The sequence below is a fragment of the Neisseria sp. HMSC061H08 genome, assembly GCF_001836795.1.
In the GTDB taxonomy this organism is placed as follows: domain Bacteria; phylum Pseudomonadota; class Gammaproteobacteria; order Burkholderiales; family Neisseriaceae; genus Neisseria; species Neisseria subflava_A.
This window is the reverse complement of sequence record NZ_KV830580.1, coordinates 71,057-85,587: the sequence shown is the minus strand read 5'-3', so window position 1 is coordinate 85,587 and position 14,531 is coordinate 71,057. Positions and strand designations below refer to the sequence as shown.

Annotated in this window: 13 protein-coding genes; 10 read left to right on the top strand and 3 right to left on the bottom strand. The window is 50.8% G+C overall.

Features of this window, described 5'->3' with window-relative positions:
• Positions 1 to 35 precede the first annotated feature (35 nt).
• From HMPREF2675_RS08210 to ftsZ, 10 genes are all read left to right on the top strand, one after another.
• Positions 36 to 1,133, top strand: a complete 1,098-nt coding sequence (locus HMPREF2675_RS08210) for an SEL1-like repeat protein (protein WP_083323904.1) — start codon at positions 36 to 38, stop codon at positions 1,131 to 1,133.
• Between the two features lie 84 nt (positions 1,134 to 1,217).
• Positions 1,218 to 2,555, top strand: coding sequence for a UDP-N-acetylmuramoyl-L-alanine--D-glutamate ligase (murD, locus tag HMPREF2675_RS08205; RefSeq protein ID WP_070814679.1), 1,338 nt, complete (start codon positions 1,218 to 1,220; stop codon positions 2,553 to 2,555).
• A gap of 13 nt (positions 2,556 to 2,568) precedes the next feature.
• Positions 2,569 to 3,129 carry a L,D-transpeptidase family protein gene (locus tag HMPREF2675_RS08200; RefSeq protein ID WP_070814678.1) on the top strand — a complete coding sequence of 187 codons (561 nt, stop codon included), beginning with the start codon at positions 2,569 to 2,571 and terminating at the stop codon, positions 3,127 to 3,129.
• Positions 3,130 to 3,418: 289 nt separating this feature from the next.
• Positions 3,419 to 4,681, top strand: a complete 1,263-nt coding sequence (locus HMPREF2675_RS08195; RefSeq protein ID WP_036493408.1) for an FtsW/RodA/SpoVE family cell cycle protein — start codon at positions 3,419 to 3,421, stop codon at positions 4,679 to 4,681.
• Positions 4,682 to 4,685: 4 nt separating this feature from the next.
• Positions 4,686 to 5,753, top strand: coding sequence for an undecaprenyldiphospho-muramoylpentapeptide beta-N-acetylglucosaminyltransferase (gene murG / locus HMPREF2675_RS08190; protein ID WP_070765628.1), 1,068 nt, complete (start codon positions 4,686 to 4,688; stop codon positions 5,751 to 5,753).
• A 165-nt stretch (positions 5,754 to 5,918) separates the two neighbouring features.
• Positions 5,919 to 7,328 (top strand): UDP-N-acetylmuramate--L-alanine ligase, encoded by a 1,410-nt coding sequence (murC, locus tag HMPREF2675_RS08185; protein ID WP_036493406.1) that lies wholly within the window; start codon positions 5,919 to 5,921, stop codon positions 7,326 to 7,328.
• An 88-nt stretch (positions 7,329 to 7,416) separates the two neighbouring features.
• Positions 7,417 to 8,331, top strand: coding sequence for a D-alanine--D-alanine ligase (locus tag HMPREF2675_RS08180; RefSeq protein WP_003748301.1), 915 nt, complete (start codon positions 7,417 to 7,419; stop codon positions 8,329 to 8,331).
• Complete coding sequence (locus tag HMPREF2675_RS08175; protein ID WP_070814677.1) at positions 8,321 to 9,040, top strand: cell division protein FtsQ/DivIB; 720 nt, start codon at positions 8,321 to 8,323, stop codon at positions 9,038 to 9,040. The genes HMPREF2675_RS08180 and HMPREF2675_RS08175 overlap by 11 nt, the downstream gene beginning before the upstream one ends.
• A gap of 74 nt (positions 9,041 to 9,114) precedes the next feature.
• Positions 9,115 to 10,368, top strand: coding sequence for a cell division protein FtsA (gene ftsA, locus HMPREF2675_RS08170; protein ID WP_003682483.1), 1,254 nt, complete (start codon positions 9,115 to 9,117; stop codon positions 10,366 to 10,368).
• Positions 10,369 to 10,620: 252 nt separating this feature from the next.
• Entirely contained in the window at positions 10,621 to 11,820 is a 1,200-nt protein-coding gene (gene ftsZ / locus HMPREF2675_RS08165; RefSeq protein WP_003748303.1) for a cell division protein FtsZ, read from the top strand.
• Between the two features lie 121 nt (positions 11,821 to 11,941).
• Here the strand turns inward: ftsZ and ispH are convergent, their stop codons facing one another.
• The 3 genes from ispH to glyQ all read right to left on the bottom strand — a co-directional run bounded on the left by ispH (position 11,942) and on the right by glyQ (position 14,478).
• Positions 11,942 to 12,910 carry a 4-hydroxy-3-methylbut-2-enyl diphosphate reductase gene (gene ispH, locus HMPREF2675_RS08160; RefSeq protein ID WP_003748306.1) on the bottom strand — a complete coding sequence of 323 codons (969 nt, stop codon included), beginning with the start codon at positions 12,908 to 12,910 and terminating at the stop codon, positions 11,942 to 11,944.
• A gap of 13 nt (positions 12,911 to 12,923) precedes the next feature.
• A complete protein-coding gene (gene lspA / locus HMPREF2675_RS08155; RefSeq protein ID WP_070814676.1) occupies positions 12,924 to 13,430 on the bottom strand; it encodes a signal peptidase II in 507 nt (168 codons plus the stop codon).
• Between the two features lie 148 nt (positions 13,431 to 13,578).
• A complete protein-coding gene (glyQ, locus tag HMPREF2675_RS08150) occupies positions 13,579 to 14,478 on the bottom strand; it encodes a glycine--tRNA ligase subunit alpha (RefSeq protein WP_003685919.1) in 900 nt (299 codons plus the stop codon).
• Positions 14,479 to 14,531: the final 53 nt, after the last annotated feature.

Genomic DNA, 14,531 nt, shown 5'->3' with positions numbered 1-14,531 from the left:
AAGGGAATGCCCAAGCCCAAAATAATTTGGGCCTTATGTATGGCAGTGGGCAAGGCGTCCGTCAAGACTATGCAGAGGCGGTGCAGTGGTTTCTCAAGGCTGCAGAACAAGGGCATGCCAAAGCCCAATATAATTTGGGCGTGATGTATGGCAGTGGGCAAGGCGTCTGTCAAGACTATGCAGAGGCGGTGCAGTGGTTTCTCAAGGCTGCAGAACAAGGATTTGTCAATGCTCAATATAATTTGGGTTGTATGTATGTCAACGGGCGAGGAGTCCGTCAAGACTATACACAGGCAGTGCAGTGGTATCGCAATGCGGCAGAACAAGGATTTGTCAATGCTCAATATAATTTGGGTTTGGCGTATGCCGATGGGCGAGGAGTCCGTCAAGACTATGCACAGGCAGTGCAGTGGTATCGCAATGCGGCAGAACAAGGGCTTGCCCAAGCCCAATATAGTTTGGGCGTGATGTATGTCGATGGGCTAGGAGTCCGTCAAGACTATACACAGGCAGTGCAGTGGTATCGCAATGCAGCAGAACAAGGGCTTGCCCAAGCCCAATATAGTTTGGGCGTGATGTATGTCGATGGGCTAGGAGTCCGTCAAGACTATACACAGGCAGTGCAGTGGTATCGCAATGCGGCAGAACAAGGGCTTGCCCAAGCCCAATATAGTTTGGGCGTGATGTATGAAAATGGACAAGGAGTCCGTCAAGACTATGCACAGGCAGTGCAGTGGTATCGCAATGCGGCAGAACAAGGGCATGCTGAAGCCCAAGTTAATTTGGGTGGGATGTATGCCAACGGGCAAGGAGTCCGTCAAGACGATGCACAGGCAGTGCAGTGGTATCGCAATGCGGCAGAACAAGGGCATGCAGAAGCCCAAAATAATTTGGGTGTGATGTATGCCAATGGGCAAGGAGTCCGTCAAGACTATGCACAGGCAGTGCAGTGGTATCGCAAAGCAGCGGAACAAGGGGTTGCAGAAGCCCAAAATAATTTGGGTGGGATGTATGCCGAAGGACGCGGCGTGCGCCAAGACCTTGCCCTTGCCCAAGAATTGTTTGGCAAGGCGTGTCAAAACGGATACCCAAAAGGCTGCGACAATTACCGCCGTTTGAAGCTGGGTTATTGAACAGCTCGTGATGCCGTCTGAAAGCGGCTTGAGCAGGAGCAGACTCTTCCTGCCCAATATGATTTGTTTTAGGACAAAACCAAAATGACTTTCCAAAACAAAAAAATCCTCGTCGCCGGACTCGGCGGCACGGGTATTTCCATGATTGCCTACCTGCGCAAAAACGGCGCGGAGGTTGCTGCTTATGATGCGGAGTTAAAACCGGAGCGCGTGTCGCAAATCGGCAAGATGTTTGACGGGTTGGTGTTTTACACGGGTCGTCTGAAAGATGCGCTGGACAACGGTTTCGATATTCTGGCGCTCAGTCCCGGCATCAGCGAGCGGCAGCCGGATATCGAGGCGTTCAAGCAAAACGGCGGGCGCGTGTTGGGCGACATCGAATTGCTGGCGGACATTGTGAACCGCCGCGGCGACAAGGTGATTGCGATTACCGGCAGCAACGGCAAAACCACGGTAACGAGCCTGGTCGGCTATCTCTGCATCAAGTGCGGGCTAGATACCGTTATCGCGGGCAATATCGGTACGCCGGTTTTGGAGGCGGAATTGCAGCGCGAAGGCAAGAAGGCTGATGTGTGGGTGTTGGAGCTTTCCAGCTTCCAACTGGAAAACACTGAAAGCCTGCGCCCGACTGCGGCGACGGTGCTGAACATCTCCGAAGACCATCTCGACCGCTACGACGACTTGCTCGACTATGCGCATACCAAGGACAAGATTTTCCGTGGCGATGGCGTGCAGGTTTTGAATGCGGACGATGCGTTCTGCCGTGCGATGAAACGTGCCGGGCGCGAGGTGAAATGGTTTTCGTTGGAACACGAAGCCGATTTTTGGTTGGAACGCGAGACAGGCCGTCTGAAACAAGGCGATGAAGATTTGATTGCCACGCAAGACATCCCGCTGCAAGGCTTGCACAACGCCGCCAACGTTATGGCTGCCGTGGCTTTGTGCGAGGCTATCGGTTTGCCGCGAGAAGCATTGCTCGAACACGTTAAAACCTTCCAAGGCTTGCCGCACCGCGTGGAAAAAATCGGCGAGAAAAACGGCGTGGTATTCATCGACGACAGCAAAGGCACAAACGTCGGCGCGACCGCCGCCGCGATTGCCGGTTTGCAAAATCCGCTCTTCGTGATTTTGGGCGGCATGGGCAAAGGGCAGGACTTCACGCCATTGCGCGATGCGCTTGCCGGCAAGGCAAAAGGCGTGTTCCTGATTGGTGTCGATGCGCCGCAAATCCGCCGCGATTTGGACGGCTGCGGTCTGAATATGACCGATTGCGCCACTTTGGAAGAAGCGGTTCAGACGGCATATGCCCGAGCCGAAGCGGGCGATATCGTGTTGCTCAGCCCAGCTTGTGCGAGCTTCGATATGTTTAAAGGCTATGCGCACCGTTCGGAAGTGTTTATCGAGGCGTTCAAAGCTTTGTAAGGCCGTCTGAAAGATGAAAGTGGGTTTGAAGATCGGCTTGGCAGCAGTCGTGTTTTCGGCTGTCGCCGCTTTAGTATTTTGGTTTGCCGCGCCGATTCGTTCCACGATAACCGTTGCCGAGCCAAGCGGAGCGCCGTTGCCTGAAGATGCCGTTATCGACAGATTGGTCGTACATAAAAGCAAGCGCACCATGTCGGCGTACTCGCAAGGCAGGTTGCTGAAAACCTATCCCATTTCGTTGGGCAAGCAGCCGGTCGGGCATAAGCAGTTTGAAGGCGACGACAAAACGCCCGAAGGGAAATACCGCATCAATGAGCGTAATCCCAACAGCGGCTACCATAAAAACCTCGGCGTTTCCTATCCCAACGAAGCCGACAAAGCCTACGCTGCGGCACAAGGCAAAAGCCCGGGCGGGCTGATTAAAATCCACGGCATGAAAAACGGCTGGGGTTTTATCGGCAAAAAACACCTGCAAAAAGACTGGACCAACGGCTGCATCGCGGTAACGGACGAGGAAATCGACGAACTCTACCGCAGCGTAAAGCACAATGCGGAAATTGAAATTCTGCCGTAGGTTTTGTGCCTGTTGAAGTGATGGGGCAGGTTGGAACGGGTAGTCGATTGTTTGTCAGGCCGTCTGAAAACTCGGCAGGGTAGGGGATTTGATGCCGGGGTTTTATCTCAAACAAACCGCTCGTCATCCCTCAAGATAGGTCAACACGTTTTCTCTTTTCTAACCGTAGATTCTGAATTGTTGGTTTGGAAATAAACCTTTAAAATAACGTTAATTCATTTTTTCAGACGGCCTCTTGCCCATTTGCAGGCCGTCTGAATATTTTATTCAAGCCGTTACGGATGTTTTCATGATTAGTCTTTCCAAAATGCTTGACCGGCCGATTGCGCGCGATGGTCGGAAGTTTGATGTTTCTCTCTTGTGGATGGTCGTTTTGATGACGACCTTCAGCTTGGTAATGATTTATTCAGCCTCTATTGCATATGCGGCATCGGATGGGGGCAGCCAGTTTTCTTTTGTGTCCAAGCAGGCAATGTTTATCCTGTTTACGGTGGCCATGTGCTTGCCGCTTTTCTTGCTGAAGATGAGCTTTTGGCGGCGGATTATTCCGTTTTATTTTGTCATTTCCGGTTTGCTGTTGTTGCTGGTTTTGTTTGTCGGCCGTGAGATTAACGGCGCGACGCGCTGGATTCATATCGGACCGCTCAACTTGCAGCCAACCGAGTTTTTCAAATTGGCAACGGTTTTGTATTTGTCCAGCCTGTTTACGCGCCGTGAAGAAATGTTGCGCGATTTGGATTCTTTGGGTTGGTCGTCTTTGTTTACCGGTATTGGCGATTTGGTGTGCAGCCCTTTTAAAAGTGAAGCTTGGGTAAGGGTGAAGGAACGCTTCCGTAAGTTTAAAACCCTGATTCTGCCGATTATGTCGGTGGCGGTCGGTTTGGTTTTGATTATGGGGCAGCCGGATTTCGGCTCGTTTGTCGTGATTGTCGTGATTACCATGGGTATGCTGTTTTTGGCAGGCTTCCCGTGGAAGTATTTTGCCGTATTGGTGGCGACCGTTGTGAGCGGTATGGGTTTGCTGATTTTGGCCGCGCCTTACCGCATGGCGCGTGTGGCGGCGTTTTTGGATCCGTGGAGCGATCCTTTGGGTAAAGGCTATCAGCTGACGCATTCTTTGATGGCGATTGCGCGCGGCGGCTGGTTTGGCGAGGGCTTGGGCGCAAGTTTGGAAAAACGTTTCTATCTGCCGGAAGCGCACACGGACTTTATTTTTGCCGTCATCGGCGAAGAATTCGGCTTTTTAGGGATGCTGGTTTTGGTGTTCTGCTACGGCTGGCTGGTGTGGCGCGCATTTTCCATCGGCAAACAGGCGCGTGATTCGGGCCTGATGTTCAGCGCGTACATTGCCAACGGCATCGGTATTTGGATTGGTATTCAAAGTTTCTTCAATATCGGTGTAAACATCGGTATCCTGCCCACTAAAGGCCTGACTTTGCCGTTTATGTCTTACGGCGGTTCGGCTGTCTTTATCATGCTGGTGTGCGTTACTTTGTTATTGCGCATTGATTATGAAAACCGCCAAAAAATGCGCGGTTATTCGGTGGAGTAAAACCATGAGCGGTAAAACTTTTATGCTGATGGCCGGCGGTACGGGCGGCCATATTTTCCCTGCATTGGCGGTTGCCGAGTCGCTGCAAAAGCGCGGCCATCATGTGATTTGGCTGGGCAGTCAGGATTCGATGGAAGAGCGCATCGTGCCGCAATACGGCATACGCTTGGAAACGCTGGCCATTAAAGGCATCCGCGGCAATGGCATCAAGCGTAAGCTGATGTTGCCGTTTACGCTGTATAAAACCGTCCGCGCGGCGCAGCAGATTATTAAGAAACACCGTGTCGAGTGTGTTATCGGTTTTGGCGGTTTCGTGACTTTCCCCGGCGGCTTGGCGGCAAAAATTTCCGGGGTGCCGATTGTGATTCACGAGCAAAACGCCGTAGCCGGTTTGTCCAACCGCCAACTGTCGCGCTGGGCAAAACGTGTTCTGTATGCTTTCCCCAAAGCCTTTCAACATGAAGGCGGATTGGTAGGTAATCCTGTCCGTGCCGATATTGCAGCATTGCCTGTTCCTGAAGAACGCTTTGAAAACCGTCAAGGCCGTCTGAAAGTTTTGGTGGTGGGCGGCAGTTTGGGTGCGGATGTGTTGAATAAAACTGTTCCGCAAGCTTTGGCATTGTTGCCTGAGGAGGCCCGTCCGCAAATGTATCATCAGTCCGGCCGCAATAAATTGGGCAATCTGCAGGCGGATTACGATGCGTTGGGTGTGCAAGCCGAGTGCGTCGAATTTATTACCGATATGGTGTCTGCCTACCGTGATGCCGATTTGGTAATTTGCCGTGCCGGCGCGCTGACGATTGCCGAGCTGACAGCTGCCGGTTTGGGTGCGTTGCTGGTGCCGTATCCGCACGCGGTGGACGACCATCAAACAGCCAATGCGCGTTTTATGGTGCAGGCCGAAGCTGGTTTACTGCTGCCGCAAACTCAACTGACAGCAGAAAAACTGGCCGAAATCCTCGGCGGATTAAACCGTGAAAAATGCCTGAAATGGGCGAAAAATGCCCGTACCTTGGCGTTGCCGCACAGTGCGGACGATGTGGCGGAAATTGCCATATCCTGTACCGAATAAGTAGGCAGACTTTGTTCAAGGCCGTCTGAAAAGTTGATTAACGGCGTTTCAGACGGCCTTTATTGCTTTTGTTAAAATTCCTTTACAATAAAAGCATAGCGCAGAAGCGGATAGCCCTTTAAAATAACGCCTTTACGCACTAAAAACCAACCGGAACGCAACATTATGATGAAAAATCGAGTGACCAACATCCATTTTGTCGGGATCGGCGGCGTCGGCATGAGCGGTATTGCCGAAGTTTTACACAATTTGGGCTTTAAAGTTTCCGGTTCGGATCAGGCGCGTAATGCCGTTACCGAGCATTTGAGCGCTCTCGGCATCCAAGTTTATCCCGGCCATACTGCCGAACACGTCAATGGCGCCGACGTAGTTGTTACTTCTACCGCCGTCAAAAAAGACAATCCCGAAGTCGTCGCTGCGCTGGAGCAGCAGATTCCCGTGATTCCGCGCGCGCTGATGTTGGCAGAATTGATGCGCTTCCGCGACGGCATCGCCATTGCCGGTACGCACGGTAAAACTACAACCACCAGCCTGACTGCTTCTATTCTCGGCGCGGCAGGACTCGACCCGACTTTTGTTATCGGCGGCAAACTCAACGCCGCTGGTACCAACGCCCGTTTGGGTAAAGGCGAATACATTGTTGCCGAAGCCGACGAATCCGATGCTTCTTTTCTGTATCTGACGCCGATTATGTCCGTCGTAACCAATATCGACGAAGACCATATGGACACTTACGGCCACAGCGTTGAGAAACTGCATCAGGCGTTTGTCGATTTTATCCACCGTATGCCGTTCTACGGCAAAGCCTTTTTGTGTATCGACAGCGAACACGTCCGCGCGATTTTGCCGAAAATCAGCAAACCTTACGCCACTTACGGCTTGGACGATACTGCCGATATCTACGCGACCGATATTGAAAACGTCGGCGCACAAATGAAATTTACCGTTCATGTTCAAATGAAAGGACATGAGCAAGAGCCGTTTGAGGTTGTTTTGAATATGCCCGGCCGCCACAACGTCCTCAATGCGTTGGCGGCTATCGGCGTTGCGCTGGAAGTTGGCGCATCGGTTGAAGCCATTCAAAAAGGCTTGCTCGGCTTTGAAGGCGTTGGCCGCCGTTTCCAAAAATATGGCGACATCAAATTGCCAAACGGCGGAACCGCGCTGCTGGTGGACGATTATGGGCACCATCCTGTCGAAATGGCGGCAACTCTGGCCGCCGCACGCGGCGCATACCCTGAAAAACGCTTGGTCTTGGCTTTCCAACCGCACCGCTATACCCGCACGCGCGATTTATTTGAAGACTTTACCAAAGTCCTCAATACCGTTGATGCGCTGGTGTTGACCGAAGTTTATGCCGCAGGCGAAGAGCCGATTGCCGCAGCCGATTCCCGCGCCTTGGCACGCGCCATCCGCGTATTGGGCAAACTTGAGCCGATTTACTGCGAAAACGTTGCCGACCTGCCGCAAATGCTGCTGAATGTTTTGCAAGACGGCGATGTCGTGTTGAATATGGGTGCCGGCAGCATCAACCGCGTTCCGTCTGCATTGGTGGAATTGTCGAAACAATCATAATAAACAGGCATATTTGCCTTTGAGGACACATAGGTCGTCTGAACAATATTTCAGACGGCCTGTATCAGTATTTAAGAAAGTAGAAATTATGCAGAATTTTGGCAAAGTGGCCGTGTTGATGGGTGGCTTCTCCAGCGAGCGCGAAGTTTCTCTGGACAGCGGCGCCGCTATTTTGGCTGCCTTGAAAAGCAAAGGCGTCGATGCCCATGCGTTCGACCCCAAAGAAACCCCGTTGTCTGAATTGAAAACCCAAGGGTTCCAGACGGCCTTCAATATTTTGCACGGCACTTTCGGTGAGGATGGCGCGATTCAGGGCGCATTGGAACTGATGGGTATTCCTTATACCGGCAGCGGTGTGGCCGCTTCCGCGCTGGGTATGGACAAATACCGCTGCAAACTGATTTGGCAGGCCGTGGGTTTGCCTGTTCCTGAGTTTGCTGTATTGCATGACGACAGCGACTTTGATGCCGTTGAAGAAAAATTGGGCCTGCCGATGTTTGTGAAACCCGCCGCGGAAGGCAGCAGCGTCGGTGTGGTAAAAGTTAAAGAAAAAGGCCGTCTGAAAAGCGTTTACGAAGAATTGAAACATTTGCAGGGCGAAATTATTGCCGAACGCTTTATCGGCGGCGGCGAGTATTCTTGCCCAGTATTGAATGGCAAAGGACTGCCGAGCATTCATATTATTCCGGCTACCGAGTTTTACGATTACGAAGCCAAATACAACCGCGACGATACGGTTTATCAATGCCCGTCGGAAGATTTGAGCGAGGCGGAGGAAAACCTGATGCGCGAACTGGCCGTGCGTGGCGCGCAGGCGATTGGTGCGGACGGCTGTTCGCGCGTGGACTTCCTGAAAGATACGGACGGTAAGCTGTATCTTTTGGAGATCAATACCTTGCCCGGTATGACCAGTCATAGTTTGGTGCCAAAATCTGCAGCCCATACCGGCGTAGATTTTGCTGATTTATGTATTGAGATTTTGAAGACCGCTCATGTGGGATGATGCAGGCGCACTGGGTCGGCTGACCCGCCGGCTATTGTTGCTGATGGCCTTTCTGCTGATAGGTTCGGGCATAGCTTGGCTTTACAATTCCAAATATTTCCCTGTGAAACAGATTGCCATTCAGGGCAAGCTGAAATATGCTTCCGGCAAAGAATTGCAAACTGTTGCACGAGAGCATATCAGGGGCAATATGTTCCGCGCCGATATTGATTCGGCGCAGGCCGCTTTTCAGGAGTTGCCTTGGATTGACTCGGCAATGGTGCGCCGCCGTTTTCCGGAAACCGTGGAAATTATCCTGACCGAGCGTGTGCCGGTTGCATACTGGCGCGCTGGCGGCTTGGTGGACAGTAAGGGTAATGTGTTTGCCGCAAGCCTGAAACAGGACCTGCCTATATTTGAAGGGCAGCAGGGGACAGGCAAAGACATGGTCAAACATTATGCGGACTTTTCCGGTATTTTGAGTCCGTTGAAACTGACCATCAAAGAATTGATCTACACGCCGCGTTCGGCATGGCTGCTTGTATTGAACAACGGCATTACCGTGCGCTTGGGGCGTGAAAACGAAATCAAACGTTTGCAGCAGTTTGCCCAGATTTGGCCGTCGCTGCTGCGTAAAAAACAAAGTCGTATCGAGTATGTCGATATGCGTTATAAGGATGGTTTTTCAGTCCGTTACAGGCCGTCTGAAAACCCTTCCGACAGTGAATAGCCGATTAGACGTGAAGCAATCTTGTTTCAAAAATAATCAAACCGTCAGTCAGACAACATAGCGAACGAGCAATTATGGAACAACAACAAAATAAATATATCAGTGCCTTAGACATTGGTACGTCCAAGGTCATCGCCTTAATCGGCGAGATTCGGGAAGATAATGAAATCCACATTGTCGGCTTGGGCCAAAGTCCTTCACGCGGCCTGCGTGCAGGTATGGTGACCAATATCGACGCTACCGCGCAAGCCATTCGTCAGGCGGTAGAAGATGCCGAGTTGATGGCAGATACCAAAATTTCCCACGTTGTTACCGGTATTGCCGGTAACCATATCCGCAGCCTGAACTCACAAGGCGTGGTCAAAATTAAAGATGGCGAAGTATCGCAAGCCGACATTGATCGTGCCATCGAAACGGCCAAAGCCATCAATATTCCGCCTGATCACAACATTTTGCATACCGTGGTTCAAGAGTATATCATCGACAACCAACCTGGTGTGAAAGAGCCTATCGGCATGAGTGGCGTGCGTTTGGATACCCGTGTACACATCATTACCGGTGCGAACACTGCGTTGCAAAATATCCAAAAATGTATCCAACGCTGCGGCCTGCAAATGGATCAAATCATGCTTCAGCCTTTGGCAAGCGGTCACGCCGTTTTGACTGAAGACGAAAAAGATTTGGGCGTGTGCGTCATCGATATCGGCGGCGGTACGACCGACATCGCGGTTTATACCAATGGCGCAATCCGCCATACCGCGGTTATTCCCGTTGCCGGCGATTTGATTACCAAAGACTTGGCGCAAGCCCTGCGTACGCCGCACAGTGCCGCCGAGTACATCAAAATCCATTACGGTGCCGCCATTCCGACTATGGACGGCTTGGATGAAATGATTGAAGTTCCTAGCGTTGGCGACCGTCAATCACGTCAAATTTCACGCCGCGTATTGGCTGAAATCATCGGTCCGCGCGTAGAAGAGATTTTGGAATTGACGCTGAACGAATTGCGCCGTTCCGGCTTCCCAGAAGAAGTGTTGACTTCCGGTATCGTTTTGACCGGTGGTGCCTCTATGTTGACCGGCATTGTTGAGTTGGCGGAAGAAGTCTTCAACCTGCCGGCGCGTATTGGTGTTCCACAAGAAATGGGCGGCGTATCCGAGCGTATCCGCAATCCACGCTATTCAACAGCAATCGGCCTACTTCAGACGGCCTATGCTGCCGAAGAGGGTGAGCAAACCAGCCGAACCGGTGCGATTGCCCTGAATGATTCAGGCAAAAAAATGGGTCTGTGGGAAAAAATCCAAAGATTCTTCAGAGACAATTTCTGATAAAAGCGTTCAGGGCAGGCGGTGTAAAATCCGTTTGTCCTGAATATTTAAGTAGAATTAAACGGTTTTAAATAATTGCTAAGTGAATAATTTAAAACTTGTATATTTTCTGTTAAAAATTGTAGTAAAAATATAACGCCGACAGTCGGATGATAAGAAGATTTTTGCCAGTATCAGGATACTTCTTATATAATACGGATAATAAGTTATTTTTGAACCGTCCTTATAAAGCGGGGCGCGGAGGATTATTGAATGGAATTTGTTTACGACGTAGCAGAATCAGCAACAAGCCCTGCTGTTATTAAAGTTATCGGTTTGGGTGGCGGCGGCTGTAATGCCATCAACAACATGGTTGCCAACACTATTCATGGTGTTGAGTTCATCAGTGCCAATACCGATGCGCAATCATTGGCTAAAAACAATGCGGCTAAACGCATTCAATTGGGTACAAACCTGACTCGCGGTTTGGGCGCTGGTGCAAATCCTGAAATCGGCCGCGCCGCAGCTCAAGAAGATCGCGAAGCCATCGAAGATGCCATCCGCGGTGCAAACATGTTGTTCATCACTACCGGTATGGGTGGCGGTACAGGTACCGGCTCTGCTCCTGTTGTGGCTGAAATCGCTAAAGAAATGGGTATTCTGACCGTTGCGGTTGTAACCCGTCCGTTTGCTTACGAAGGCAAACGCGTACATATCGCTCAAGCAGGTTTGGATCAGCTCAAAGAGCGCGTTGACTCCCTGATTATTATCCCGAACGACAAATTGATGACTGCCTTGGGCGAAGACGTGACCATGCGCGAAGCTTTCCGTGCGGCCGACAATGTATTGCGTGATGCGGTTGCCGGTATTTCCGAAGTGGTGACTTGCCCGAGCGACATGATCAACTTGGACTTCGCCGACGTGAAAACCGTGATGAGCAATCGAGGTATCGCCATGATGGGTTCAGGTTTTGCGCAAGGTATCGACCGTGCACGTTTGGCTACTGATCAAGCTATCTCCAGCCCGCTCTTGGATAATGTTACTTTGGATGGTGCACGCGGTGTATTGGTAAACATTACCACTGCTCCTGGTTGCCTGAAAATGTCTGAGTTCAACGAGATTATGCGCATCGTCAACCAAAATGCACACCCTGAAGTGGAATGCAAATTTGGTGCTGCCGAAGACGAGAGCATGAGCGAAGACGCTATCCGTATTACCATTATTGCTACCGGCTTGAAAGAAAACGGTACTGACAACCAACTGCGTGCTGCTGCCCGTACCCAACAATTGGTACGCGGTGCGGAAGAAGCACCTCAAGCTCAAAGCCAAAGCAGCGCTGAAAGCCTGGTTCGTACCAACCGCAATATCCGTTCTATGAATCTGACTGCGGCTGATTTCAGCAACCAGTCTGTACTGGATGACTTTGAAATTCCGGCAATCTTGCGTCGTCAGCAACACACTCCTGAGAAATAATCAGGATAATGTATGAAAAGACCTGCCTTTAAGGCAGGTCTTTTTTATTAGTAAAATAAACTTAAGGCCGTCTGAAAATTTTCAGACGGCCTTAAGTTTTCAAATAAAGCAAATAACAAGCCTACCCTTTATTGAGAATTTGTTTGTTTTCACCCTCGCGACGTAATTCTTTAGGTAAGACAAATACAATGCTTTCTTCTGCGCCTTCTCCTTCACGTATGGTCTCATGTCCCCAATCTTGAATGGTTTGTAAGACTTCTCGAACCAAGACTTCGGGAGCGGATGCGCCGGCAGTAACACCGACCTTGGTTTTGTTTTCAAACCATTCTTTTTTCAGATAGGAAGCATTATCGACCATATAGGCATCGACTCCGCGCAATGCGGCTACTTCACGCAAGCGGTTGCTGTTGGAAGAGTTGGGCGAGCCGACAACAATCACGAGGTCGCATTCTTCCGCCAATTCTTTAACGGCAGTTTGGCGGTTGGTTGTGGCGTAGCAGATGTCTTCTTTGTGCGGATTGCGGATATTGGGGAAGCGTTGATTCAAAGCTGCAATGATGTCTTTGGTTTCGTCCACCGATAAAGTGGTTTGGCTCACGTAGGCTAGCTTGTCAGGGTTTTTGACGTTCAGCCCGGCCACATCTTCCACTGTCTCAACCAAAAACATTTTACCCGGGGGCAGCTGTCCCATCGTGCCTTCTACTTCGACGTGGCCTTTGTGGCCAATCATGATGATTTCGTAATCTTGGGCATCGAGGCGGGCTACTTCTTTGTGGACTTTGGTTACCAAAGGGCAAGTGGCATCAAAAACGCGGAAACCGCGTTGTGCCGCTTCTTCCTGTACGGCTTTGGATACGCCGTGAGCCGAGTAAATCAGCGTGGCACCCCTTGGGACATCCGCCAAGTCATCGACAAATACGGCACCTTTTGCCCGAAGATTATCCACGACGAATTTGTTGTGAACGACTTCATGGCGGACGTAAATGGGCGCGCCGAACTCTTCGAGTGCACGTTCAACAATGCTGATGGCACGGTCAACACCGGCACAGAAGCCGCGTGGATTGGCAAGGATAATGGTTTTTTGAGTCATGTGTGTTCCGTTTTCAGACGGCCCTTGTGTCGTTTGAAGGTGTTTTTTTGTGCAGCAAACCGTCTATTACCAAGCAAACTGCGCCAACGCAGATAAAGCTGTCGGCAATGTTAAATGCGGGATAGAACCAGTTTTGCCAATAGAAAAGCAGAAAATCGACAACGTGGCCGTGAATCAGACGGTCAACCACATTACCAATTGCGCCGCCGATAATCATGGCTGCCCCCAGTTTGCCCCAGCGTCCAAACTCATCGCGCCAGATGGCACGGGCCAAATACAGGCTGATGACGACGGCCAGACCTAAAAAGAAGAATTTTTGCCAGCCGCCTTGGTCGGCCAAAAAGCTGAATGCCGCGCCTGGATTATAGGCAAGCGTCAGGTCAAAAAAGTCTGGAATGATATTGAGGCGTTCGCCTTCGGTAAAGTGTTTCAAGATTTCCCATTTGCTCAGTTGGTCAAGAATGATGGCAACGAGGGAAAGTAAGAAAAAGGGCGTTTTTGCAGAAGAGGATGAACTCATGTTTTCAGACGGTTTATGTAATAAAGGGCTTATTTTACCTGAAAGCAGGCAGGAAGTGTTTGCGATGGCATCGACGTTAAGGTCGTCTGAAAATAGAAACGCCGCCACTTGAATGCATCAAAGGGCGGCGTGGTAAGTATGTGCGGACTTATTGGTTTTTAAGCAATGGGAAGCCCAGTTTCTCGCGGCTTTCAACGAATTTTTGAGCAACGATACGGCTCAGCGCACGAATACGGCCGATGTAGGTTGCGCGTTCGGTAACGGAAATGGCGCCGCGTGCATCCAAGAGGTTGAACGTATGGCCGGCTTTGAGTACAAGCTCGTAAGCAGGCAGGGCAAGACTGGTGTCCTCAACTGCAAGTAGGCGTTTGGCTTGTTCTTCATAGTCGTTGAATTGGCGCAAGAGCCAATCGGCATCGCTGTATTCGAAGTTGTAGGTGGATTGTTCGACTTCGTTTTGATGATAAACGTCGCCGTAAGTGACGATGTTGCCATCAAGGGTTTTTGCCCAAACAAGGTCGTACACGTTTTCCACGCCTTGCAGATACATGGCGAGACGCTCGATACCGTAGGTGATTTCACCAAGTACAGGGGAGCAGTCGATACCGCCGACTTGTTGGAAGTAGGTGAATTGGGTTACTTCCATGCCGTTGAGCCAAACTTCCCAACCCAAACCCCAAGCGCCGAGAGTAGGGTTTTCCCAGTCGTCTTCGACAAAACGGATGTCGTGTACTTTAGGGTCGATACCCAATTCGCGCAGTGAGTCGAGGTAGAGGTCTTGAATATTGGCGGGAGCTGGTTTGAGCGCAACTTGGAATTGATAGTAGTGTTGCAAGCGGTTGGGGTTGTCGCCGTAGCGGCCGTCTTTGGGGCGGCGGCTGGGTTGAACGTAAGCGGCAAACCAAGGCTCTGGGCCTAACGCGCGCAGACAAGTGGCAGGATGGGAAGTACCGGCACCGACTTCCATATCGAAAGGTTGGATAACGGTGCAGCCTTTGTCTGCCCAGTAGTTTTGTAATTTGAAAATAATTTGTTGGAAGGTGAGCATGGTGGATGGAATAGGTTGGAATAAAGAGGGTATTTTACTGTTTTGAGCTTGTT

Excerpts from the sequence above, each read along its gene's own strand:
- HMPREF2675_RS08210 (WP_083323904.1), top strand. The coding sequence starts at position 36 with ATGTATGGCAGTGGGCAAGGCGTCCGTCAAGACTATGCAGAGGCGGTG.
- murD (WP_070814679.1), top strand. The coding sequence starts at position 1,218 with ATGACTTTCCAAAACAAAAAAATCCTCGTCGCCGGACTCGGCGGCACG.
- HMPREF2675_RS08200 (WP_070814678.1), top strand. The coding sequence starts at position 2,569 with ATGAAAGTGGGTTTGAAGATCGGCTTGGCAGCAGTCGTGTTTTCGGCT.
- HMPREF2675_RS08195 (WP_036493408.1), top strand. The coding sequence starts at position 3,419 with ATGATTAGTCTTTCCAAAATGCTTGACCGGCCGATTGCGCGCGATGGT.
- murG (WP_070765628.1), top strand. The coding sequence starts at position 4,686 with ATGAGCGGTAAAACTTTTATGCTGATGGCCGGCGGTACGGGCGGCCAT.
- murC (WP_036493406.1), top strand. The coding sequence starts at position 5,919 with ATGATGAAAAATCGAGTGACCAACATCCATTTTGTCGGGATCGGCGGC.
- HMPREF2675_RS08180 (WP_003748301.1), top strand. The coding sequence starts at position 7,417 with ATGCAGAATTTTGGCAAAGTGGCCGTGTTGATGGGTGGCTTCTCCAGC.
- HMPREF2675_RS08175 (WP_070814677.1), top strand. The coding sequence starts at position 8,321 with ATGTGGGATGATGCAGGCGCACTGGGTCGGCTGACCCGCCGGCTATTG.
- ftsA (WP_003682483.1), top strand. The coding sequence starts at position 9,115 with ATGGAACAACAACAAAATAAATATATCAGTGCCTTAGACATTGGTACG.
- ftsZ (WP_003748303.1), top strand. The coding sequence starts at position 10,621 with ATGGAATTTGTTTACGACGTAGCAGAATCAGCAACAAGCCCTGCTGTT.
- ispH (WP_003748306.1), bottom strand. The coding sequence starts at position 12,910 with ATGACTCAAAAAACCATTATCCTTGCCAATCCACGCGGCTTCTGTGCC.
- lspA (WP_070814676.1), bottom strand. The coding sequence starts at position 13,430 with ATGAGTTCATCCTCTTCTGCAAAAACGCCCTTTTTCTTACTTTCCCTC.
- glyQ (WP_003685919.1), bottom strand. The coding sequence starts at position 14,478 with ATGCTCACCTTCCAACAAATTATTTTCAAATTACAAAACTACTGGGCA.